The following is a 23,745-nucleotide window of genomic DNA, read 5'->3' as shown; positions in this document are numbered from 1 at the left end:
ATTTATAAGATTGCGAGAAGCTATGAAAAAACAAACAGCCCCTTCTAATATAAGCACTAGCGGACAAAAATACCTGGGTGATCGGGGTCTGCTGATCTTCCTGGTTTTTTTAAGCGCTTTTGCCCCGCTGTCTACCGATCTTTATCTGCCGGCCCTGCCCACGATGACCACTTATTTCAATGTTCCCGAATATCTGACTAATCTGACGCTGATCTTGTTTTTCATCTTTTTCAGTGCCGGTATTTTGATTTGGGGACCGCTTAGTGACAAGTATGGCCGGCGACCAATTTTACTGGTCGGTATTACCGGCTACGCCATTGCCAGCCTTCTCTGTGCTGTTTCAGGCAGTATTTATCAGCTGATCTTGTTCCGGGTTCTGCAAGCCATCGGTGGTGGTTCTGCCAGTGCGGTGGCCACGGCCATTGTTAAAGATGTTTATCTTGAAAGAAAGCGGGAAAAAACCCTGGCGCTGGTTCAATCCATGGTCATCATCGTTCCGGCGGTTGCCCCCGTTATCGGGGCTCTTTTGTTGACCTTTACCTCATGGCGAGGAGTCTTCATCATTCAGGCCCTTCTCGGAATAATAATCCTTCTAGGTTCAGTTGCTTTCCAGGAAACCATTGAAGTCCGGGGTTCTGGTAATATTTTTTACACCCTGGGACGACTGGGTGTGGTTCTTAAAAATCCCGGCTTTACTTCTCTACTTATTATCTTTTCCCTTTCCAGCATCTCAGGCCTGGCCTTTATTTCATCATCATCCTATATCTATCAAAATGATTTTGGGACGAGCAGCCAGATTTACAGTTACTTTTTTGCCTTTAATGCCCTGGCCATGATGTTAGGTCCACTGATTTATATCAAATTGTCCAGTCGTTTTAAACGCTTTTCGATTATTAATCTTTGTTTTGGCATTACTATTTTAAGTGGTCTGGCCATTGTTCTGTTGGGACAAAGCAATCCCTTTATCTTTGCGCTGGCCTTATTCCCAGCCACCCTTGCACAGAGCTGTTCGCGGCCGCCCAGTGCCTACCTGATGCTGGATCAACAAGCCGAGGATGCCGGTTCCGCCTCTTCGCTGATGGGCTCTTTTGCCACCATTATGGGAAGCCTGGGGATGATTATTATTTCCTTTAACATGGATCATCTGATTCCCGTTATTGGCGGACTCAACATCGTTCTGGGTCTGCTTTCCGGTGGATTGTGGTTAACGGTTACCAAAACACCGCTACTCAGGAAAATCAGAGAAGCCTGATTTTCATCATTGCCTCTTTTTCGCAAATTAAAACTTCCTTATCCACGATACTTTGGACAAGGAAGTTTTTCTTTATGCTTTATTTTGCAAATCCAAAATTTCTTTTCGTAATTCCGGATTGATTGCCGAAAACTCAAACGCCGGCCGCCCTAGATAAAAACCCTGGGCATAGTCAACGCCCATCTCAATCACGGTGGCCAGATCCGTTGCGACTTCAATACCTTCAGCCACAACCTTGACGCCCTTGTTATGACAAAAATCGACCAGATTAGCGACCAGATTTTGTTTATCCTCATTATTGTGGATTCCCTGAATCATCTCTATATCGATCTTGATTATATCCGGTAACAGCGATAAAATTCGAATCTCATTAGAATAACCGCTGCCAAAATCATCCAGGGCAATCTGCATCCCACTGCTTCGGATATTCTCGATTTTCTGTGACAGATTATCACTGTCTCGCGTTTCTGCTTCAATAACCTCAATAATAACATTTTTGAAATGATGACCATAACGCTCTTTTATCTTTAAAAAATCTTCCCAATTCAGCCGCTGGCTGGGAATGCTGTTAATAAATATTTTGTTATCACCAATCTCCTTGGATCGTTTCTCAATCGTTTCAAATGCCATAAAAATGATCATTCGTTCTAATTGTGTCAGTTTCGACTGAGCTGCAGCAACTGCCAGAATTTCAGCAGGATTTTTAAAATTTTCAAGCAGTGGCCGCATTAATACTTCATAACCTAATATTTCTCCGGTTTTCAAATCAACGATGGGTTGGAAGGCAAAACGAATCAGTTGTTCATCCAGCAAGCGATTGATCGCCTCCCGATTTTCCAGCAGATAGGACATTTGCTGATAATACTCCCGATTGAATTCAAACAAACGGCCTTTTTCCTTATTTTTGGCCTCATACATGGCAAAATCCGATAGTTTCAGCAGATCCATGACGTTGTTTGCGTCCTGGGGATACCAGGCAACGCCAGCTGAAAAGCGGATCTGGTTGTCGCTGCCATCTGGTGTGGTCAGCAAAATAGACTTACTATGGACATAAAGATTTTTAATAATCTGTCTGACTTCGTCCTGATTGCCGCAATTATGCAGGTAAATGGCAAACTCATCCCCTGAAATCCGGGAAACAATACCGCTAAACTGTTCAAAATACCGAAAAATTTCACTGGCCCGAATAATCAGCCGATCCCCGACATCATGACCAAACGTATCATTGATATATTTGAGATTGTCGAGATCGATGAAAATCATCGCCCCGATTTCATTTGGCTTTTCGGTAATTCGCCGTGTTGACTCTCGCTTTAAGGCAGTGTTGCTAAACAGACCCGTCAGCGCATCATAATCCAGCTCATTGGTTAGTCGCCGTTTTTCTTCAATGTCATCGGTCACATCCTGGACCACCCCAACCACGCCGTTTGGCGATTTGACCTCCAAAATCCGCAGCCACATCTGCTTTTCGGTATAATCATCGTAATATTCATAAATATCTTCCTGCTCTTCCAGTGGTTGCCGGGTAAGTTTCTGATAGTAGCCGCTCCATTCCTCTTTCGAAATCAGGCTACCGGGATCCAGGTGCAGCAGCCAATATAAAAAATCGGTAAGAATAACCTGTTTACCGCTGTCCAGAACTTCGTAACCACCGATCGGCAATAAACTCAGTTCCAAAATTTTAGAGGTGGTTTTGGAAATATTCTTCAATCTCTGGTTCAACAATTCAACGGCAGCAGTCAGGTCATCCACCTCTAACATTCCGGTTGGCTTGAAATGAATTTCGTCATGGGGTGAAAGCTCCCGAACATATTTTGACAACCGGGAGATTTTGCGGGTAAAAAAGTAGACCAGTACAAAAACTGCCGAAAAGGCCAGGATCGTGGTCAGCACAATACTATAAATCAGCTTTTCCCGCACTGATGCCGAGTTTTCTCGCAAAACATCGCTGGGCACAAGGCAGGCCAGGGTCCAATTCTGATCCGCAAAGGGTGAATTGTCGCTATAGACCTTCAGCTCCCGGGCTGAAGCAACCATCGTTCCCAACTCGCCGAGTTCAGTTTCAAAAACACCTTCATTTTCCAGTGATTTCAGTTTCAGCTGCTCCCCGTTTCTTAAATAGGTTTCGGCCAGTACCCCACTGGGGATAAACCAGTCAAGATCTACGGTCTGATCATTCATTCCCGCGATCACGTAAAAGCTGTTATGATAAAGGAGATCGGAATCCGGCAGATAATGTTGGGAAAAATAGGGCATATCAATTTCGATCCCGATCACCCCATAGCCATTTCCATTTTCGTCAAGAACCGGCATGGTATAGCAAACAACCTGCTGATTGTCTTTTAACAGATCCCGGGGCGTTGTCCAATAGCCATAGCGTTCCATTTCAGAATTTTTAAACTGGGTACTGGCCCAGATCGGTTTTTCATAAAAATCAAAATCCCCCACTTCACTGCCTGAACGGATATCCAGATTCCAGCGGATACTGGTCGCCATGGTGTATTGCTTGGACACCGCGATGGGACCAATTTCCAGCAAATAGTTTGATGTCACGCCACTATCCGGGGTGGTGTTGCGAATATAAACCGCCGAATGGGCGGATGGATCGCCTTTGTTTGAATTAGATCCATTTAAGACAAAAAACGCCCCCGTTACACTATTCTCTTTTAAAATTGATACCAATGCGCTGCTGGCCAGCAAAGCCGTCTCACTATATGCCAAATCGCTGAGATACAAACTTTCCGGGGTACTGCCCTGTTGCCGGGCCAATAAAATCAATGCTGCATTTAGTTGTTCGGTCTCAGCGGCCATATTGGCAATCGTCTGGCCCATCGATGCGTTAAATATTTTGCTCCTAGTTTCAGTGGTATTGTTCAGCAATCGCACTGCTTCTGCATCCAGCATGAAAAATACCTGGGATACCCATAGGGCAGAGAGTAAGGCAAGGCTTTGAAAGGTCACAATCAGTGCCAATAGAATGTTTAACTGTCTTCGGAGGGTCCAGGTTTTTTTCATGATAATTTCCTTATCGAAATAGAATAAATTTTTGTGCGGTCTTAATTTTCAATATAAGGGATGCCGGACTTATCAAGTTGACTGCGAATAGCCGTCAGCCACTCTTCAAACCGGGCATTCAGCTCTAATGACGCTAATATTTCCGCTTCTGACCGCCCCTGTTCCTTTAATGCCGTGGCATTTTGACGTCCTGACTGGCCCATCGCCGTCAGCGATTTTTCCAGGGTGGACCGGACCTCATAGCTTCCTTTAAACGGTAAGGAGGCGTAGGTATCCCGCTCCATGATCTGATTCAGGGCAATGTCATAAACGGCGGCAACATTTTTTTCGGCGGCCTCGCCAGCCCGGAGATCTTCCAGCGATGCTTTAAATTCAGCATTCTCATAAGCGCCGGTTTGCACCGGCAGATATCCGGTGGTCATCGCAAATTCAATGTTCTGAGCTTCTGCGGTAAACCATTTTAGAAAAACAGCGGCCCCTTCCTGCTTTTCGGGAGTGGAGTTCGCAACACTCATACCCGCGCCCTGCTGAATTGCATATGGGCTACCTCCTTCAAAGACTGGGTAGGATAAGGCCCAAAAGTCGATCGGCAGCTGGGTATTATCTTTTTCTATCCAGGTTGGAAAATAGGCGGCCCCTGATGACGAACCCACGTAGGCCGCCAGATCACCAGCTTTAATATCGTCTGACCGGAATTTCCCCACCGCATTGAAATAGCCCAAACTGATACCGCCGTAGTAAGTGTCAAAGATCTTTTTCATCACAGCCCGGTTTAACACCACCTGCTGGTTTTGGCCATCAATGACTTCAACCCCTAATTGTTTATTACCGATAATAACATAATTGGCAACCGAATCAACGCCCATCAGGCTTTTTCCATCCCCGCTGGTTTCAGGTGTCTGGGCGTCAGTCCATTTGTAATAAGCCTGCGCTGCCGCATAAACCCCTTCCCAGGTACTAAGTTTAGTGGCATCCAGACCATTGGCCGCAGCAAATTCATTCCAGGCGGTTTCATTAACATAAAGCAGTTCAGTGCTTTTTACAATTGGTAGAATCAGCAGCCGCTCGCCATCAAACTGACCGTCATTTAAAAATTCTTCCACATACAAGGCCTGTTCAGCTTCACTGAAGTAATCGTTTAAATCACATAGCTTGCCGAGTTCATCAATATCCAGAGCTTTGTCGGGATAGCAGGAAAACAGCTCCGGCATGGGTTCCGCATTAACAACCCCTTTGGCGGCATCAGTGACCGCTTTTTCCAATTCCGTAACACTGCCCTTAGCCATAGCATTAACCACCACGCCCTTTTCAGAACCCACACTTTTGTTAAAAGCATCCACCGCTGTTTCCAGCGCAATCTTATTATCCCCGACATAATAATGCCACAAGGTAATGGAAACCGGATTTTTAGGATCCAGGGCCGTTTTTTCAGCCGTCGAGCAAGCTGTCAGCAATAGCAATATGCTTAAAACCAGGCCTGCCAGTTTAATTTTTCTTTTCATTCTCGCTCACTACTCCTTAGCATAATAAATTCCTGTCTATTCCTGAATATTCTATCAGAGGTTTGCCCCAAAGAAAAGAACTATTCCCCAAATGAGGCAATTCTCTTTGCATTATATTGCATAATCATTGTAATTCAATTCGACTCCAAGTCCATAATTACATAAAATATTAAGCATCATAAAAAAATAGAGTAATCGTTTAAGTCTCATGAAATCTTCTTTTGAAATAAAAAAAACGTAAGTCAATTATAAACTTACGATTTTTTTATTAGCTTCCATACTCGTCGCTTGTTTAATTTTAATCAATCCATTTTTTATCGATTTCACAAAAACATGTGCTAATTCTGGATCAAATTGCAAACCAGCCTCGTCCTCAATAATCTTCAAAGCATGGCCCACTGAATAAGCTTCCTTGTAGGAACGTTCAGAAACCATGGCGTCAAAGGCGTCTACAATACATAAAATTCTTGCCGACACAGGAATATCCTGTTTTGCTATTCGTCTTGGATACCCTAAGCCATCATAACGTTCGTGATGTCCAATTACTGCCGGGATGACATAATCAAGCGATGGCAGGTGTCGGATAATATCTATTGAATTTTCCACGTGTCCTTTCATGACCTCATATTCCTCAGGTGTAAGTTTACCCGGTTTGTTAAGGATTTGTTCTGGGATGCCGATCTTTCCGACATCATGCAGCAACGCCGCTTCTCTGATGATTTCAGCTGTTTCTTTATTCATTCCGTAAGCGTAGGCAAGCTCTACCGCATAGTAAGCGACATTATTAGAATGATCGAAGGTATAGTGATCCTTCGTATCAATGGCCGCTGTTAGCGCATAGATCGTTTTTTCATAATCAGAATATATGTTTTCTTTTAGTTTTAAGGTCTCCGCTGTGACATTTCCTTCCCCCAGATTCTGATCACGCTCAGAATAGGTCATGATCGCATTCTTGCCATTTCTTTTAACATAATATATGGCTCTATCGGCATTGTCGATTAATTCTTTTACGCTGCTTGCTGCATAAGGTATTGCGCAAATTCCCCCGCTTAATGTCAGTGTTTTTAACCGATACTCTTTATTATATTTATTCATATCTGCTATCTGCAGGCGAATAGTTTCAGCTAAATTTTTCGCCCTAAGCAAATCATACAACGGAAGGATTATTGCAAACTCCTTGCCGCTATATCGGGCTACATATCCATTGCTTCCAACAGAAGCCTGAATAATTTTTGCAATCATCTGAAGCGCTATATCCCCTTCTTTATTCCCGTATAGTTGATTAAACAATTTAAAATCATCAATATTCAGGATAATCAACGCCAGCGATTGACCTTTATTCTTTTCATATTCGCCATGTAAAGTTTCATAAAAATATTTGCGATTTAACAAGCCCGTCAATTCATCAGTTCGCGCTTCCAAATAGGCTTTCTCATAAAGTCTCGAATTTCTAACTGCAATGGATCCTATCGATTCGACAGAACCCAGGAAATTAATATCATCATAGGTAAAACCGCTATGTTTTTCTTTTTCCGAAAGCAAGACGATTCCCACCAATTCTGCAGCATCTTTCAGGGATACAAAACACTCAATTTTCAAATCTGCGAATTGTTTTTTTTCTTCTTCCCACATCGATTTGTATGCAACTGTGCGTTTGAAATCTTTCATTAACAAACAGCCTTCGTTATTGGATAACCATGTCACGATCGGATTGTCTTCCTGAATACAAAAGTACTTTTTATCGAGAGGACTGGTGCTGTGTATCATAAAAAAGGAATCATTTTTTTCATTTCTGATGCATACATATATTTTTTTGACCGTAATTGTTTTTTGAATGACATCTACTAATTCTTCCAGGATCTCATTTGCATTTAAACTTTTCGAAACCATCATACTGAACTCTTTTAAATTTTCTGCTTGATGGATTTCTTCCTTGGTAAAGACTTTATCGATAAACTGCTTCATTCCTTGGTAAATAACGAATGTTGCCAAGGTAAAAAAAACGGCGATAATCAAAACACTGTGTTCTTTAAAATTAGACAAATTTGTATCAATAAATGCTTGAAATAAACTAATGAAATTTGAAAATAACAATAAGGACAGCGTTGCCGCAATCCCATAGCAGCTCCCCCGGGAAACAAGAAGCGTTAATTTGAATAAACGACGCCTATATAATGCATAAAATAAGCAAAAAGCAAAACAAACACCGGACAGAATATCTGTTGGAAAGCCTTTGAATAATGGAACAAACAAAGCCAGATGACCAACTACTAAAATAAAAACGCCATAGACAATCGGCATAAACTGTTTTTTTGCTATTTCATTGGTTTTGCTGTATTTAAATAATAGATACAGCGAGTGAGAGGTAATCGCAACACATATAGCAAATAAAATACTTACTGGCCATGTAACATTGTAGATAAAACTCACTTTTTCATCAGTTCCAATGATAGCTTGCGGGGCACTAAGAAAAAAACCGGTCAAGACATTAATGATATTTACTAGAAAAACGATCAGTAAATAACCTGCTTTAAAAAACCGATCTCTTAACCCAATAAATTCGATCACAAAAATAAAAAAAGCAAAAGGCATTAAAGTTAAGCCTAGAACAGAGGCATTGTACCAAAAATCAAGACTTGGCCACAATTGCATTCTCATGCAAAGCGAACCGCCTGTCCATAGAATTATTGCGGATAGAAAAAGCAAGAATGAATTGATCAGCTTACTTTTTTTGGCCGCCACAAAAGCCAGCAGCAAAAAGGTGTAACAGCATAAGGCTGTGATCGGTATGTATACAAAACTATCCATCATCTGCCTCTTGCACGATCAATCGAAAAATTTTTCTTTTCGATTGATAAAAGTTCTTTAATTTCATATTTCGATGGATTGATATGTCTTAATTTTTTTCCCGTTTGCTTATTATATTCTTCAAAGGTGCCACTTTTCAAAATGGTTACCTCCAAAGGATCCATTCCTAATATACGTTGTAAATCTTTATAGTCATGGTCAACATATTTAAAATAAACCGTTAAATGTTCTTTAAGTATTTCCTTCCCAAGTCCACAACTGACAAGGGACGATGTTTTAATTTCAACAAATAGGTGTATCAAAGGGCGATTGTGATCATTATATTCCTTCACTGCAATCCACTCTTCAATGTTAAGACCCGATAAATCTATTGCTGTTTTAATAGAATGCTCTGAAATCCTGGTAAAGCCAGCAATATCGATTATTGTTGGAATTCTGTCAATATATTTAAACCGGGGAATTCTGGTCTTATCGTCATCGTTTTTCAACCCGATACAACGATAAACATCACCAACTCGGTACCGCATGAATGCGCCGCCCTTGAATACAGAGATCACTAGCTCATATTTTTCTCCGGAAAGCACCTCATCCATCAGATAGGTTTTGGGTTGATAGCTGTCATCCTCAAAACTTCGGTTCATTTCATCTTCCGGGATAAATTCATAAAAACAGGCATCCGGGAAGAAATACATCCCATCCCTTGTCCAGGTTTCAGTACCAATACAGGTCGGCTCTGTTCCCGCAAATATCTCCATCGGACGAATGCCCCACAAATCCTCCAGATCATCTTTATAGCAATCGTTATCAGTACCCGCAACCATAAAGCCTTTTAACTTAAATAAATCCTTTGGTTTTAAATCCCTATTTTCTTTTTTGCAACGATATTTTGCTAAGATGAATTTCCCCAACATTGGTAAAGAATATTTCATTTTACTGTTTTTAGAATCGCTTGATGAAGTTTGGCTTGAACTCTTGCCCATGGAAGCTAAGCTGAGACTAACAAAGTAGGTAACACTTCCCAGACCAAAAAAATAGTCAATATTTTTTCTGAGTCCCAGTTTAAAGCCTTTTTTATTACGCTCACTAAAGGTCATTTTTTCTGCTTCCCGTACCGGTGGCAAAAATTCAATACCAATTTCTTCGTTTAATACCAAGGGAAGCAATCCTGTTGCATATGGAAGTGGTGCTAATCCGTAAAGAATTTTGTCTGTCGCACGGACATCAAACTTTCCCTTTTCATTACTGGTGGAAAGCATTAAACAAGCAATCGTATTATTGCGATACGTATCCAACATACTCTTAGTATAGGGTGCCACCTTAATCGGCTGTTTGCCTCCTTCCCAAGTGGTTTGGATCCATAAAACAGGTTGATCCGGAAGCATTTCACCTTTTTTTTGCAATAAAACATCAGCATAGTCGCCATAGGTGGATAAGGGCATCGCTTTCCGAAATTCGTCGATGGTCTCCGGTCTTTTTCCGTTAAGCATTTGCTTACCAAGTTCACTATGACTCCATAGCGAGATTTGTTCCAGCATCAGGCGATTTTGGATGGTCATATAGGACTCTGTATCAAGATCTAAAAAACCGCAATACTCCTGCCATAACATTTCATATTGGCGATTCTTTAATTTCTCTTCAAACTTCACCGAATTGCTCCTTTTCTTGCCTTAATGTCAGTAAACAACGCTTGATACTATCGAAATTTGGAATAATAAAAGGAGTGGTTTTTTTATAGTCCTGATAATCGTCAAAAATACGGATAAAAGTCCAATGATCCTGAAAAACGATATACAAAAAATTACAACCACCAAAAATTATTGCTGCCCACAATAGCATCGGGATTCTTAAAGCAAGCCATAAACAGAAATAAAATCCCGCAAACCATAACACCCCGGGATGCCTGCATAAGGCATATACACCATTTCGATAAACTTGAGGTGATCCATTACTAATAATATAAGTCTCATTAAATGGCAATGCAAAAAAAAGTGTATAGATCAACAAGATCAGGAAAAATAATGAAAACATCCCAAAAATGCTCATCCACCAAAAATTCCATACAATAACATCGAATGCTTCAATAATAATCCCCGCTGTCGCAAAAATTAAAAGGAATGAACCTAAAAAAAAGAACCGCCTTATTATATTATTTTTAAAAATCACATCATTGATATCATATGCTACAAAAAGAAGAAATGCTAAAAGTCCCATTAATATAAATAACATAAATTCGTCTCTCTTAAATAATTTCTTGTTCCGACAATTGTGGCATTTCACTGTTCCACCTGAATAACAGGTTATTCAGGTGGAACAGAACCGTTTATACTATAATTAGTTACTTAGTTGTAATGATACTATTATTCTGATTTTTTTGCAATTCTTTATCGCTTCACGATAAGATATTTATTTGAGTTTGACATTAATACCTCGTTTGATGGCTAAATCACTGCTGACTTTATGGTTTATTGACTTTTGCGTGACTCTTCCACTACCCTAAAAAGACAAGCGCCGCTACTACATTTTTATCTGCAGCACCGGCTCAGGTCAAAATTCTGGTTATAATCTGCGAGATTTCTCCTGATGATTTTTATTTCCAGATATCTTTTTCGGGAATAATCTTCATCAGACATTTGTCATCACCCATTTTGATGCTTTTCAGGAGCTCCACCGCAACTTGACACTGGAACGCTTTTTCGAAAAGTACCTGGCTGTAACCGGTGGTGCATTGACACCAGGTATCGGTCTCCAGGCGATCAACTCCTTCCAGCATTGGGCAGGGACAAAAAGGAAACTGCAGATAAAGTTCCCCATTGTCACTAAAAAGCCCCACCGCATTGGCCTTATCCAGCTTTCCGAATTCTTCCAGACTCGCGGATGCTGCAACCAGCTCTTCTACCAACGTCAATTTCTCATCCATGCCGTAGCCGCATTGACAGTTTCTCCTGATCTGCACAACAGTATCATGATCAAACTGGTTTTCCAGCCGTTCCATCGTCGCTTTGACCCATGCCGGATTATCCTCTTTTTTCGCCTGTTCATCCGGGCCAAAAACGATTGCGTTGGCGACCTCCTCATTGCTTTTATCTTTGACCGCCTGATAAATAACCTGTTCCTGAATTTTTCTGATATCAAACATATTAACATCCTCCGTTTTTGCTTTATTGATGCGCCGGACCGGCTTAATTGATTGCGGTAGCTTTTCTATTAATAAGATTTTCAAATTAAGTATTTCCAAAAACTTAAAAACAGACCGCTTTTAAACCGACCGCTGTCCCTTGACAATTATCATTATAAAAGAAAGTCTGTGTCGTTACTTCTGAATTCTTGCGCTATTTAACAGGGATGCACAAATCCATAATCACCTGGCTGTTTTCTCTATCAATCTGGCGATAAATATCAAGCCCATAGCGTTCATCCATTTCATAGCCGCTGTTTGGCAGCCAGATATTAAAGATGCCCTGAAGGGTTTCATAGATATCTTTGATCTGACCATCAAAGCGATAAACCGCAAATTTTCCGCCCTCAATGGTAGTGATATTCGCGAGCTGGCAATTCGCCTCGACGGTCATACAAAGATCATACAAACATTGGCCAACTCTGGTAATGGCTGGATCATCATAGTAACGTTCAATCAGAAGGGCATCGGCATTAATATCGGCTTGATACTTGGCTGTAAAAGCTTCCCACTGTACTCCGAGATCAAGATAATTTCCCAGATACCGCTCATAGATCACCAGAAAATCCGCCAGATCCCTGATCTCAATCTTCTGATCGTATCCCTCAAAGGACTGAAATCGTGCCAACTGATCAGGAAGATACGGGTGCGGGGCACAGCTGGCATTGACAGTTTTGCGAAATTCCGCCGGGGAAAGGTGATGGTGCTTCTTAAAAGCGGTGCTGTAATTTGATGAACTGTAGCCATAGGTCATCCCGATATCGGTAATCGATTTGTCCTTACCAATCTTCATTTCAATGGCGCTTTGTTCCATTCTCAGACGCTTGATAAAGGCGTAAACCCCTTCACCAGTTTCGGCTTTGAAAACTCTGCAAAGATAATACTTGGAAAGATGACAATATTCCGCCACGTCTTCGATGGCGATTTCCTCATTCATATTTTTGAGAATATATTCGATGGCTTTACTGACCAATTCGTTCTTCAACATCCTGCCCGGTCCTTATGCTCTGACTAACGCATATAGTTTCATATCCTCTGTTTGACCATTTTTAAGGGCATTTTTTCTGAGTATTCCTTCCAGTTGGAAGTCCGCTTTTTCAAGAATCCGACATGACCCCAGGTTTCGGGCAAAAGGTTCGGCAAAAATCCGGATGATATCGGTTGTTTCAAAAATCAGTTCACAGACCTGTCTTACCGCCCGGGTTCCATGACCCTGACCCCAATCAGGTTCGGCAATGTAATAACCCAGTTCAGCGGTTTGAAAATGGATATTATCTTTGCGGAACACGCCAATACTGCCAATGACCCGATCTTCATCGGTGATGGCATAAGCAAAGGTTTGGTCTTGATCGGCATCCAGCATGGCCTGAATATATTTTTTTGCATCATCAATGGTATAGGGAAATGGCAATCCGTCCCGCAGGTTAGCCAGAATTTTCTGGTTGTTCAACATCTCTGAAAGCTGCTGGGCATCTTCCATCTTCCATTTACGTAGTTTCGTCTTCACTTATATTCCCTCCTCATTCCAGCGGTATCGTTTGTTTGTTCGCAAAATCTCAAGATCACAATGCAGACAGAGCCCGTTATGACAGCAAATTGGTTCACCACATTTTGGGCATGCCCACCGCTTCTTTTCGCTTTTGAGAAACGCGGCCATCCCATTTTTCTGAAGCGCCTTCAGGTTTTCAATCATGCTCATATGATATTTGGTCCGATAACGCTTATCCAGTCCTTTTAACCGCTTGCAGGGAAAATCACTGCATTCATAACAAAAACGAACCCGGCCATTTTTAAGCAGCTCACACTGATCGCCCATATGGGTGCAGTTTTCGCCTCTGGGAATACAGCCGGGGCAGTATTTTCGATTAAATCCCTGCTTTTTCAAATCACCTTTTTTCATTTGATAGGCGACACATAAGCTGCAATTCATGCCGCAGGGGGCAATTAGATTTTCTTCCATACAAATTACCTCTCTTTATTTAGAATCTACTGATTTAATTGCCTACACTCATCTGTCAAATACGATAATTTAATGAGATAGCTGTCGATATTTATAATTTTAGCATAATAATCGCTGCGTTGACAAAGAAATAAATCTGGTCTATACTAATAATATGAATATAAATAATATATATTCATATTAATGAGGGGTGAGACGGTGCCAAAAATATATTCAAACGAAAAACGACAAGAAATAGCAAATCAGCTCATGATGGTTGGCTTGGAATTGATCAGGCGGAATGGTCTAAAAAAAATGAGTATTCACGAACTTACAAAAAGAGTGGGGATTGCCCAAGGTACCTTTTACAATTTTTTCAACTCTAAAGAAATGCTGGTTTATGCACTTGCTGATTCATACCAGCAAAGCATAAACGATAAGCTTGAAGAAATCATTCAGGCAAAGGCACATCTTGAACGAAATGATTTGCGCGAATTATACGCTTGTATGTTTTTGAAAGATGAGCACAATGTCTATCGTTTTTTGACCAGAGAAGATCTTCAGAACTTATCCACCCGGCTTCCTAGCGATTGTCTTTATGAAATAACCGATATAAAAGTAGCAATGGAAAGAAATTTACGCTATGTACGTGAAAAAAAAGAGCCATGTGATCTTGATGCCGTTATTAACTGGGTTCAGATCATGAATCTCACAGTCCAAAACAAAGATATCTTGGTGGAAGCCGGGATTGAGAAAATTATCCTTCAGCTGATTGAAAATATGTTAGATGAATTATTTTAGCAGACCAGGAAAGGAATAAGTGATGAAGTTTTATGAATACGGGGATAAAAAATCACCATCGATCATGCTCGTTCACGGTGCTGGTTGGTCCTATTGGCTATATTTACAAGAAGCCCGATTATTGCAACATAAATACCATGTGATCTTACCAGTAATCGACGGTCACGGTGAAGAAGCCGGAGTGCCCTATTGTTCTACCGAAAAAATTGCTGATTTAATACTTGATTATATTGACCACAACAATGATGGCAAACTTTTCGCCCTCAGCGGGGTTTCTCTGGGCGGGCAGATCGCCATTGAACTCTTATCCAGAAGAGCCGACCTTGCCGAAAAAGCGATTATCGAAAGTGGCCTGTGTATTCCCCAGCCAGCTCTTTTAAAATACAGTCGCTTTGTCTATAAATATTTTGGCAAATGGCTGTTTTCAAAAAGATTTAATCAGTGGGCGCTGACAATGCTTCCTAAACAAATGCATTTACCTGATGACATTGCTGAATTATACTTGCGAGATATCCCAGCCGTTAAGATTGAAACAATGAATCAGGTTTTTGACACCTATTATAACTATGAACTGAAAGACAGTTTGAAAAACAGCCAGAGCGATATACTTTACTGGTATGGCAGTAAGGAAATGAAGTGCATTAAAGAGTCTGGTGCGCTATTCCAAACCGCTGTTAAGAACTGTCAATTAATTGAATTGCCGGGTTATCGTCATTCCGAAATCAGTGCTTATCATCCCGAAGAATGGGTGGAACGAGCTGAGCAGTTTTTCAATCTGCCTTTATCCCCAAGTTCCTGAGGACCTTTTATTAATTGCTGCTTTATGTGCTGATTCATTCGCTGCCTTAGTGTACCCCAGGATAAAACCACAACCCTGCTGCTTTCCCTAAATAAGCCCTCATCCGATTGGTACGGCGAGATTACCATACATCGTCAATAAACTCATTCCAATGATAACAACATATGGCGAATACTTAAACATTGGATCTTTAAGCAGCTCGACAAACATGATAAACAGTCCGACCAGGAAAGCGACCAGTCCGAAATCGAAAAATACGGCACTGATACTAATCATTTCCCAGGGCAGCGTGATAAAATTTATATAACTCGAATGTGAAAAACAGATCAAAAAACAAGCCAAAGCCACAAAGGCATTTGACAATCTGATTGATCGTTCAATATTTTTTGTTATTTTTGATAAAATGATCAAATAAACTACAATAATCATGGATCCGCTTATCAGCAACAGATCATTCATCTTCAGCCCTCCAATCCGACTTTTCTTCCTCATCAATCCCCGCTCTACTCAGGGTTTTCACCGTAACCAAACCCACCGGTTGTTCGCTTATTGTATCATGTTGTTCCTGAGTAGTCGAGTCCTAACAATCGTTCAAAAAATAGAAGACGGCAAACAAATCGCTGCTTAAAAGATTTGTTTGCCATTCTTTTTTTATTTAATCGAGGCCTCATAAATTGATTGAATCGATTCATCTAATACTGCGTTAAATTCTTCGTCACTTTGGTTCGCATTGAGTCCTTCAGTTAGTGCCCTTGAGAAACTCGCAATCAGTTTCGGATTTTTTGCCAGTTTTTCATTTGCCTCTTTTCTGGAATATCCGCCAGAAAGTGCAACAACTCTGATAACATTTGGATTCTGGGTGATCTCTTCATAGAAATTGTCAACATCTGGAATGGTCAGTTTAAACATAACGTGACAATTCTCATCCAATGTTTTCAGGTGTTCGAGGATTTCCTGTTTAAGTATAACTTCGACTTCGGCCTTATTAGGGGCATGAATATCAACTTCCGGCTCTAAAATCGGAATAAACCCTGCCGCTGCAATCGCTTTACCCAGCTCAAATTGTTGATCAACAATGGCTTTTATACCCATTGGATTCGCTTCTTTTATAACGGAACGCATTTTCGTCCCAAATATATGTCGTTCTTTCGCCCGAACCAGCAATGCATCGAGGTCCGGAATCGGTTTCATTAATTGAACACCGTTTTCCAACTCTAATAAACCCTTATCAACTTTCAATATTGGTAAGATTCCTTTACTGTCCCAAAGATAATCTGCACTGTATTTTCCATCTACTTGCATGTCCATTGTTTTTTCGAACAGGATGGCTGCCAGTATTCTTGCTTTTGTAAAAGCAGGGCTCTTCATAATCCGTGAACGCATCTCGTGAACCATTTGAAACATCTCAGTTTCATCCGCATAAGCTTCTTGGGGAATACCATAGCTTGCCAGTGCTTTTGGTGTGCTACCGCCACTTTGATCCAGCGCTGCTATAAAACCGTTATCATTTTTCATTCGTTCCAACTGTGACAAATTCATAACTACCTCCGTGTTTTATTTATCCATTGTATTATACACCTTTTCAAAGCTTTTGACACCACCTTAAGGTTAAAGTTTAAAAAAAGAATTTTTGCCGGGACTTTTTCGACCCCGTCGATGCGGTCGTTTTTCAGTAATTATGCAACACCCTACCTATGTTTGTTCTATTTCGCCTTCACCACTTCTTGTCATTTATCGAATTCTAAAAGAATTATACGCTCCTTCACCTCAGCTGATTCTGATTGCTTCAAGGTTTTTAAAATTATCGATGCTGGTCACAAGCCTGTTATACCGGTTTGATTATGTCATATTTCCGAAAGCCTTTTCCTGCGATAATTCTGCCGGTCGATATGAGCGTAACCCTTGCCATTTCTTATATAATATTGTTTAGTATCATAACATTTAAACAACATTCTCCCGATTGCTGCATAATCGGCAAATGGGCTATCTCGTCAATGACGCACCTTGATTTTTAGTCGGCGAAAAACTTGCTCGCTTATTTGGGCATGGAAAGAGAGGACAGATAATCTTGAAACATTATAATATTAATAAGGAGCTGAATAATTTGTCGCCTACAAATCCAACGCTTCAAAGGAACCTACTGATTTTTTGTAAGCAGCAAATGTCAGCAGACCATAAAAGAGGATGCCGACGACTAATACCATCAGTTTATATTGAATAAAATCCGGATCATTCGTATCCAGATAATTCTTCATGAATGGCACCACATGGACACTTGTTTCGGCAATGATCATAAAGATCGCCATCACCAGACTGCCCCAGCCAAAGGCGGCCCCAACCTTGTTGGTATCCTTATAATACTTGATAAAGAAGACGAAATTGAAGAGACCCATCATTAAAAAGGATAACCCGAAAAATGCCGTGTTTGCATTAATCCCGACAAGATTGCCCGGCATATCATATAAACTTCTCACATATGCAAAGGGGATCGCCGTTAAAACCTGGGCCATCTGAATAATGACAACAAATAAGAAGCGGGATTTGACAATATCTTTTTTGCGAACCGGGAGTGTCATGGTATAAAAAATATCATTATTTTCTCGCCCACTTAAACACATAAAGAAGATCCCCAGGCTGGTGTAGAAAAACGTCACATAATAGGGATAATTCGGGATCAGCATCATTGCTGACAGGGATAGAAATATAAGTGCAGTCGGATGCATCGCCAGCTTAAATTCTTTGTAGAGCAGATTATTCATTACGATATCATTCCTTTTCCATATGAATCATAATCGCTTCCAAATCTGCATCAGTCACGTTATCATCGATATGACTAACATCTGTTGATTTAATCAGCGCCCGATAGCCGTGCTTGGTCTGTTTATATCCGATCAGTTTGGATCTTAAATCATTGGTCAGTTGTTCATCTGAAAATTCCAGAACCTTATATTGTGCCAGAAATGATGCCATATCGCTGTTAGCCAACACCTTGCCCTTCTGGATATAGATGATATTATCCGCACACTTCTCCAGATCCGAGGTAATATGGGTCGAAAATAAAATGGTGATCCCCGCTTGTAACAGTCCTAAAAAGACATCGAGTAAGTCATCTCTTGAAACCGGATCAAGACCGCTTGTAGGTTCATCCAGAATTAACAGTTCCGCCTGATGCGAAAGCGCCAGTACAAGTGAATATTTTACCTTCATTCCTTCTGATAATTCATCAGGGGTTTTATTTTCGTCCAATTCAAATCGTTTCATATAAAGCTGATAGGCTTGTTGATCCCAATTCTCATAAAAACGCCGGGTTGTTGCCGTAATTGCTTTGATCTTCTTTTTGGGATAATAATTAATTCCCCCTGCAACAAAGCCGATTTTTTGCTTAATTTCAAACTCGCTCGCTTTAAAGCCCTTTCCGAAAAATAAAATCTCACCCCGATCCGGATGAACAAAGTTCAGCAGTGACTTAAGCGTTGTGGTCTTGCCGGCGCCGTTACGTCCAATAAAACCGGTGATGGTGCCCTTTTCCAACGCAAAAGAAACATTATCCAGTAGAAATTGATCGTATTTTTTGCATAAATTACTAACCGCCAGAACGCTCATTTTTCATCACCCTGATCTGAATCAGCGTTCATTCCGCCAAAAACCATTTGCGAAATTTTAGCAAACATATTTTTAGGGGGAATGGCAATTCCCTGTTCTTCATCTCCCAGCAATATTAATGTGTCGCCCGGTTTAATATTAAATACATCCCTTGCTTCTTTGGGAATGACAATCTGGCCTTTTTCGCCGACCTTAACAGTCCAGGCATATTTTCCTTTTCGTTGAGTCATTATTTTCCTCCATTCAATGCACAAAGTATGATAAGTATGATTTGTACTACTTATCATAAGGATATTCCATTTCAATCGTTTTGTCAATCCTCTTTTTTAGTATCATTGCACCAGTAAACTAAACTCCCGCGTAAATTTCGCAACCATATTCTGACTCTAACCATTTAATAAAAAGAAAACTGCCTAAAGGTCACGCAATCACGAGCCATTGGCAGTTCTAAGCTTAAGGGTTTATTCTTATTCTTCTTATACTAATCTGATTGACCAAACCGCATCGGGCATACCGTCCGGCACTTATTGCACACAACGGTGTCAAACCCTCGTTCCGTTTTTCCAAAAGCGTTGTTTCGGCATAATTTCTGAATAATAGATTCTTCATTTATTGCTTGAGCAGGACAGCTTTTTATACATAAATTACATCCGTCAACACAAATGGATTCGGCAAAGTCATCTGATCCTAATTCGAGATTTGTCAGGATTACGCCGATGGTTAGTCGATTCCCATATTTTTCATTAATGAGTAAGGTATTTTTACCCAAAGTTCCAATTCCGGCATTAACAGCAGCATGTCTCATTGAAATCAAGCCACGTCCTTCCATTTTTTGACTGTCCCAATATTCATAGGGGGCATCACATGGTATTGGAACAGCTACCCCATTATAGCTATCTTCGATTATTTTTGCTGTGGACATCGTAATCTTATCAACTTCTGGAGTTGTCAGATTATTAAAATGTCCATACATCAAATCGGGTTTAACCTCAAACAAACCTTTCGGTAAAGCAAAACCAATCACTATTGCAGATTTACAATCGCGATAACACTCACAAGGGTGAAACCCCTCAGGGGCATCAATAAATCTGTCAATATTTGCAAAACCACATACATCAGCTCCCAGATCTAAAACTTTTTTTCTTATCTCTTCTTTCAATTTTCCCTCCTTCTCCGCGACATTACCGGCTTTAACATTTTTTTATAATTCAGACCTTTAGAACACCGCGAAAACCTCTGACTCCATAGTAAGAAGGGGCGCTGTTGTGATAGATAAAGACGTGGTCGTAACGGCGATCACCAAAGAGCGCCCCGCCGAGTTTTCTGATCTCAGACGGTGTTTTCACCCAGCTTGACGTTTTCGTATCAAAACTCCCCAGTTTCTGTAATTCCCGGTATTGTTCTTCAGTTAATAGCTCAATGTCCATGGCGGTTGCCATATCAATGGCGCTATTCTCCGGTTTATGTTCTTTCCGTGAATCCAACCCTTCACGGTCGTAACAAACATTTCTACGGCCTTTTGGACTTTCTGCCGAGCAATCATAAAAAATGTATTCCTTCGCATCCTGATCATAGCTAACTACATCCGGTTCACCGCCGGTTTTTTCCATTTCATTGAGTGACCATAGTTTTTCTGGCTTAATTTCCAGTCTTGCCTGAATCTCAGCCCAGGTTAAACCTTGATGACGGTTCATATTTTTCTCGAAACGGGCGCTCAAAAGGCTGAGCAATTCATCGCGCTGTTCTGAGGGTAATTTCCATTTTACCTTTTTCATCATGAAACCTCCTTGAAATTATCAAAATTCATTATTGAAATACCATGTTGGCGTTAAGTTTTTTCCATACCTGTAGCTACGGCCGCTTATTAAATTGCTTAAAACGGATTTTTCATTACTTGATTATGATCGCTTTTTACGACGAATATTATTTTAACCTAGTTTCTTCAGCGCTTCTTCCACATCTGACACAAAATACAGATGTTTGCCCTGATTGGATTCATAAATAAAATCAAGGAGTGCCTTGCTGGTATACCCGGAAAAATCACCGATGATTGCCAGCTGGATGCCGTAATTCACATATTTTTGGGTGATTTCTCCGGCAAGCCGGGTTTTTAAATCAAAAAAAGCTTCTGTTAATGCCTCTTTATCGACAATGATCGCGTCACATTCGGTTTCATACCGTACTGTCGCCATTAAATCCAGTGCGGACTGAACATCGGTCAGGATCGGTGTGCTTGTCTGCACATAGGCAATACTCTGGCCGTTGTTATTTAGTGTTTCTATTTGCATATTTTCCTCCGCTTTTTTATATTTCGTTTGGCATAGACGTTTGTCTTTAGGTTATGTTAATGTCATTTTTGTTGGTAATCAATGGCACGGTGATTTTATCCTTACGTTTTAATTCGTATCATTACCTTTGCTATTTTTTAATTCAACCGAACGTAACATGTAGCTGTTGTACCAAGACGACCTTCACTATTGTATCGAGTTCATCAACGCATAAAAGTACTCCGATTCATGGGTTTTGTAAAGCTGATACCAGGCATCTAATGTTTCAGGTGAAAAGACCGCCAAAGCTTTCAGGACCTCCACCGTAAATTCCAGTGGCGCGATCCCGGTCGCCGTGATTAAGCTTCCATCCGTAACCGCTGGGTCATTTTTGTAATATGCTTCACCTTGATAATCCGGACAGACCATTTTGAGATAGCCCAGATCATTGCTTGTATGAACTCTTGAATCCAGCAGACCATTCTTGGCAAGTCCCATTGTCGCGCCACAAATGGCGGCCACAATCATGTTTTCTTTAATACCCTGCTTGGCTTTATTGATGATCGGCTCGTGGATTGCCTCTAACCAGGTATCTCCGCCGGGTAAAATCAGAGCATCTGCGCTTTTTAAATCGCACTTCGCCACACTGATATCCGGTCGTATTTTCAACCCACCCATCGTCGTAACTGGTGTCGTGTCAACGCCTACAGTTACTATTTTGCAGGGTGCCAGCCCCTTTTTGAAATATCTGCCGGTGTTAAGTTCCGCCGTTAGATATCCAATTTCCCAATCTGCCATGGTATCACAGACATATAAATATATTGTTCCCATCATTTTCTCTTCCTCCAATTTTTAAAATAATCACTCATTGCGAAACCAGAACGTCCTGGTTGATAATACAAGAATATTTGACCAGCCTGATTAAGATCAATCCCAACTGCCAGGTCGGTATAAATTCGACGGAAGCTTAGTTTTAGCATTTCCCTGGGCGGCATTGATCTGCATTTGTGTTAAAAAAAGACTGCCGCTTAAATCTGTATTTTTGATGTTTGCGTCCCGCAAATCGGCACCCAGAAAATTAGTTCCTGTCAGGCTGCAGCCTTCCAGATTTGCCGCAATCATCAATGCCATACTAAAATCTCGGCCATTAAGATTCACCCGTTTAAAATTTTTACCAAAATAATCTTTGCGCTCTGTCTTGTCAAAAGAATCGGCTGATAGTTGATTACTTACCTTTTTTAACACCGGATTAACACCGGTTTGATAGTTTGTTAGATCAATCTGCAGAATTTCAGCCGGGGTCAATGCGGTCATTTTAATGTTTTCGGCAATCAGAGCATCTAACTCCGCGCTGATCCGTTTATCCGTGACCAAAGACGACGCCTCCAATAAATACCAGGCCATCTGGTGTAGTTGAAAAACAACCATAAAGACCTGAAAGATTTCATTGGCCTTTTCCGGATTGGTTTTCCAGTTTTCATTGGCATAACTGCTTTGGGTCACTTTTTGACCGGCCCCAAAACAATCATATGCCAGACAGCCCCTCATTTTTTTATTTGCCAGCTGCCCATGGATATCACAGCAAAAATCTGCCCTCAAGTGTTTGCAGGGCACCCCCGCTTGCTTATTATCGGGAAACCCATCTGTTTTCATACAATATAAGGCGACGCAACATAAACCGCTGCATTTTTCACAATCAATGCGCAGCGTCGCCTCTAAATCAGTATATTTGCAATTATTTTTCATCCTATCACACCTCATGTCTTGCCCTAACAAATCTTTTCGCATCATGTTATCCGTTTGGATTTCATCGCCTGTCTATGAATTAATTCATATTATATCGCACCCCCCGAACTAATCACAACCTGAATTATTATTCCCTAAAGCCCGGTTCTTCTTTATTATCAATATCGTGATTCCTCCTGACCGGTAGATTGATTTGGTTGCTTTTTTATTATACCTTGCAATTGTTGACAACAGTATGGCAACAATTTATAATGATAACAAGAAATTTGGGAAGGCGGCAATCCGATGAAAGTTGACAGGCTTGTTAGCATTATTATGATACTCCTTGATAAAAAGCGTATCGGCGCACAGGAGTTAGCCGATCTGTTTGAAGTTTCACCCCGAACAATCTACCGCGACATCGACACCATCAACATGGCGGGGATTCCTGTTCGCGGGGCATCGGGAGTGGGCGGCGGCTTTGAAATCATGCCAGAATACAAGATTGATCGAAAGGTTTTTTCGACTGCCGACCTTTCCGCGATCTTGATGGGTCTTTCCAGTCTTTCCACTCTGATCCGAGGTGATGAACTGGTAAACGCCCTTGCTAAAGTCAAGAGCTTTATCCCCGCTGACAGAGCGAAAGACATTGAATTAAAAGCAAATCAAATATCGATCGATTTAAGTCCGTGGATGGGCAACGGGAACATCCAACCCAATTTAGAAATGATCAAAACAGCTTTACAGGAAAGCAAGCTGCTTTCGTTTGAATATGCCGATCGCTACGGAAATAAAACCGCCCGAACAGCCGAGCCATATCAGCTGGTATTAAAAAGTAGTCATTGGTACTTACAAGGCT

Annotated in this window: 23 protein-coding genes; 4 read left to right on the top strand and 19 right to left on the bottom strand. The window is 41.0% G+C overall.

Annotated elements, in window-relative coordinates; translation table 11 throughout:
* Nucleotides 1–22 precede the first annotated feature (22 nt).
* Nucleotides 23–1,252, top strand: coding sequence for a multidrug effflux MFS transporter (locus ACEW8F_RS07935; protein ID WP_373482935.1), 1,230 nt, complete (start codon nt 23–25; stop codon nt 1,250–1,252).
* A 72-nt stretch (nt 1,253–1,324) separates the two neighbouring features.
* Here ACEW8F_RS07935 and ACEW8F_RS07930 read toward each other — a convergent pair whose 3' ends face one another.
* The 9 genes from ACEW8F_RS07930 to ACEW8F_RS07890 all read right to left on the bottom strand — a co-directional run bounded on the left by ACEW8F_RS07930 (nt 1,325) and on the right by ACEW8F_RS07890 (nt 13,712).
* Complete coding sequence (locus ACEW8F_RS07930; protein ID WP_373482934.1) at nt 1,325–4,267, bottom strand: EAL domain-containing protein; 2,943 nt, start codon at nt 4,265–4,267, stop codon at nt 1,325–1,327.
* A 41-nt stretch (nt 4,268–4,308) separates the two neighbouring features.
* A complete protein-coding gene (locus ACEW8F_RS07925; RefSeq protein WP_373482933.1) occupies nt 4,309–5,769 on the bottom strand; it encodes an extracellular solute-binding protein in 1,461 nt (486 codons plus the stop codon).
* Nucleotides 5,770–6,015: 246 nt separating this feature from the next.
* The gene (locus ACEW8F_RS07920) at nt 6,016–8,580 is read right to left on the bottom strand and encodes an HD domain-containing phosphohydrolase (protein ID WP_373482932.1); all 2,565 of its coding nucleotides are present in this window, start codon (nt 8,578–8,580) and stop codon (nt 6,016–6,018) included.
* Nucleotides 8,577–10,223: a GH3 auxin-responsive promoter family protein gene (locus ACEW8F_RS07915; protein ID WP_373482931.1), complete on the bottom strand. Its 1,647-nt coding sequence runs from the start codon at nt 10,221–10,223 to the stop codon at nt 8,577–8,579. Before ACEW8F_RS07915 ends, ACEW8F_RS07920 begins: the two co-directional genes overlap by 4 nt.
* Complete coding sequence (locus ACEW8F_RS07910) at nt 10,213–10,803, bottom strand: hypothetical protein (protein WP_373482930.1); 591 nt, start codon at nt 10,801–10,803, stop codon at nt 10,213–10,215. The genes ACEW8F_RS07915 and ACEW8F_RS07910 overlap by 11 nt, the downstream gene beginning before the upstream one ends.
* A 361-nt stretch (nt 10,804–11,164) precedes the next feature.
* Nucleotides 11,165–11,713, bottom strand: coding sequence for a DUF6144 family protein (locus tag ACEW8F_RS07905; protein WP_373482929.1), 549 nt, complete (start codon nt 11,711–11,713; stop codon nt 11,165–11,167).
* Between the two features lie 193 nt (nt 11,714–11,906).
* Nucleotides 11,907–12,740 (bottom strand): GyrI-like domain-containing protein, encoded by an 834-nt coding sequence (locus ACEW8F_RS07900; protein ID WP_373482928.1) that lies wholly within the window; start codon nt 12,738–12,740, stop codon nt 11,907–11,909.
* Nucleotides 12,741–12,752: 12 nt separating this feature from the next.
* Nucleotides 12,753–13,259, bottom strand: a complete 507-nt coding sequence (locus ACEW8F_RS07895; protein WP_373482927.1) for a GNAT family N-acetyltransferase — start codon at nt 13,257–13,259, stop codon at nt 12,753–12,755.
* Nucleotides 13,260–13,712 carry a DUF3795 domain-containing protein gene (locus tag ACEW8F_RS07890; protein ID WP_373482926.1) on the bottom strand — a complete coding sequence of 151 codons (453 nt, stop codon included), beginning with the start codon at nt 13,710–13,712 and terminating at the stop codon, nt 13,260–13,262.
* Nucleotides 13,713–13,910: 198 nt separating this feature from the next.
* Here ACEW8F_RS07890 and ACEW8F_RS07885 point away from each other — a divergent pair, with 198 nt between their 5' ends.
* Complete coding sequence (locus tag ACEW8F_RS07885; RefSeq protein ID WP_373482925.1) at nt 13,911–14,492, top strand: TetR/AcrR family transcriptional regulator; 582 nt, start codon at nt 13,911–13,913, stop codon at nt 14,490–14,492.
* A 22-nt stretch (nt 14,493–14,514) separates the two neighbouring features.
* The gene (locus tag ACEW8F_RS07880) at nt 14,515–15,291 is read left to right on the top strand and encodes an alpha/beta fold hydrolase (protein ID WP_373482924.1); all 777 of its coding nucleotides are present in this window, start codon (nt 14,515–14,517) and stop codon (nt 15,289–15,291) included.
* A gap of 99 nt (nt 15,292–15,390) precedes the next feature.
* On the opposite strand, the gene ACEW8F_RS07875 is transcribed toward ACEW8F_RS07880, so the two are convergent.
* From ACEW8F_RS07875 to ACEW8F_RS07830, 10 genes are all read right to left on the bottom strand, one after another.
* Nucleotides 15,391–15,750, bottom strand: a complete 360-nt coding sequence (locus ACEW8F_RS07875; protein ID WP_373482923.1) for a hypothetical protein — start codon at nt 15,748–15,750, stop codon at nt 15,391–15,393.
* A gap of 192 nt (nt 15,751–15,942) precedes the next feature.
* The gene (locus tag ACEW8F_RS07870) at nt 15,943–16,830 is read right to left on the bottom strand and encodes a fructose bisphosphate aldolase (protein WP_373482922.1); all 888 of its coding nucleotides are present in this window, start codon (nt 16,828–16,830) and stop codon (nt 15,943–15,945) included.
* Between the two features lie 572 nt (nt 16,831–17,402).
* Complete coding sequence (locus ACEW8F_RS07865; RefSeq protein WP_373482921.1) at nt 17,403–18,050, bottom strand: ABC-2 transporter permease; 648 nt, start codon at nt 18,048–18,050, stop codon at nt 17,403–17,405.
* A 7-nt stretch (nt 18,051–18,057) separates the two neighbouring features.
* The gene (locus ACEW8F_RS07860) at nt 18,058–18,894 is read right to left on the bottom strand and encodes an ABC transporter ATP-binding protein (RefSeq protein WP_373482920.1); all 837 of its coding nucleotides are present in this window, start codon (nt 18,892–18,894) and stop codon (nt 18,058–18,060) included.
* Nucleotides 18,891–19,124, bottom strand: coding sequence for an AbrB/MazE/SpoVT family DNA-binding domain-containing protein (locus ACEW8F_RS07855; protein WP_373482919.1), 234 nt, complete (start codon nt 19,122–19,124; stop codon nt 18,891–18,893). Before ACEW8F_RS07855 ends, ACEW8F_RS07860 begins: the two co-directional genes overlap by 4 nt.
* Before the next feature lie 251 nt (nt 19,125–19,375).
* Nucleotides 19,376–20,053 (bottom strand): epoxyqueuosine reductase, encoded by a 678-nt coding sequence (locus ACEW8F_RS07850; RefSeq protein WP_373482918.1) that lies wholly within the window; start codon nt 20,051–20,053, stop codon nt 19,376–19,378.
* A gap of 49 nt (nt 20,054–20,102) precedes the next feature.
* Nucleotides 20,103–20,669, bottom strand: a complete 567-nt coding sequence (locus ACEW8F_RS07845) for a DUF4256 domain-containing protein (protein WP_373482984.1) — start codon at nt 20,667–20,669, stop codon at nt 20,103–20,105.
* Between the two features lie 153 nt (nt 20,670–20,822).
* Complete coding sequence (locus tag ACEW8F_RS07840; protein ID WP_373482917.1) at nt 20,823–21,182, bottom strand: DUF4180 domain-containing protein; 360 nt, start codon at nt 21,180–21,182, stop codon at nt 20,823–20,825.
* A 186-nt stretch (nt 21,183–21,368) separates the two neighbouring features.
* Nucleotides 21,369–21,995 carry a type 1 glutamine amidotransferase family protein gene (locus ACEW8F_RS07835; RefSeq protein ID WP_373482916.1) on the bottom strand — a complete coding sequence of 209 codons (627 nt, stop codon included), beginning with the start codon at nt 21,993–21,995 and terminating at the stop codon, nt 21,369–21,371.
* 93 nt (nt 21,996–22,088) lie between these two features.
* The gene (locus ACEW8F_RS07830) at nt 22,089–22,907 is read right to left on the bottom strand and encodes a pentapeptide repeat-containing protein (RefSeq protein ID WP_373482915.1); all 819 of its coding nucleotides are present in this window, start codon (nt 22,905–22,907) and stop codon (nt 22,089–22,091) included.
* Nucleotides 22,908–23,192: 285 nt separating this feature from the next.
* On the opposite strand from ACEW8F_RS07830, the gene ACEW8F_RS07825 reads away from it, so the two are divergent.
* Nucleotides 23,193–23,745 (top strand): helix-turn-helix transcriptional regulator (locus ACEW8F_RS07825; protein ID WP_373482914.1); only part of this gene is annotated, 553 nt, incomplete at its 3' end.

Source organism: Acetobacterium sp. (assembly GCF_041752335.1).
Taxonomy (GTDB): domain Bacteria; phylum Bacillota; class Clostridia; order Eubacteriales; family Eubacteriaceae; genus Acetobacterium.
This window is presented reverse-complemented; position numbering and strand designations above follow the sequence as displayed.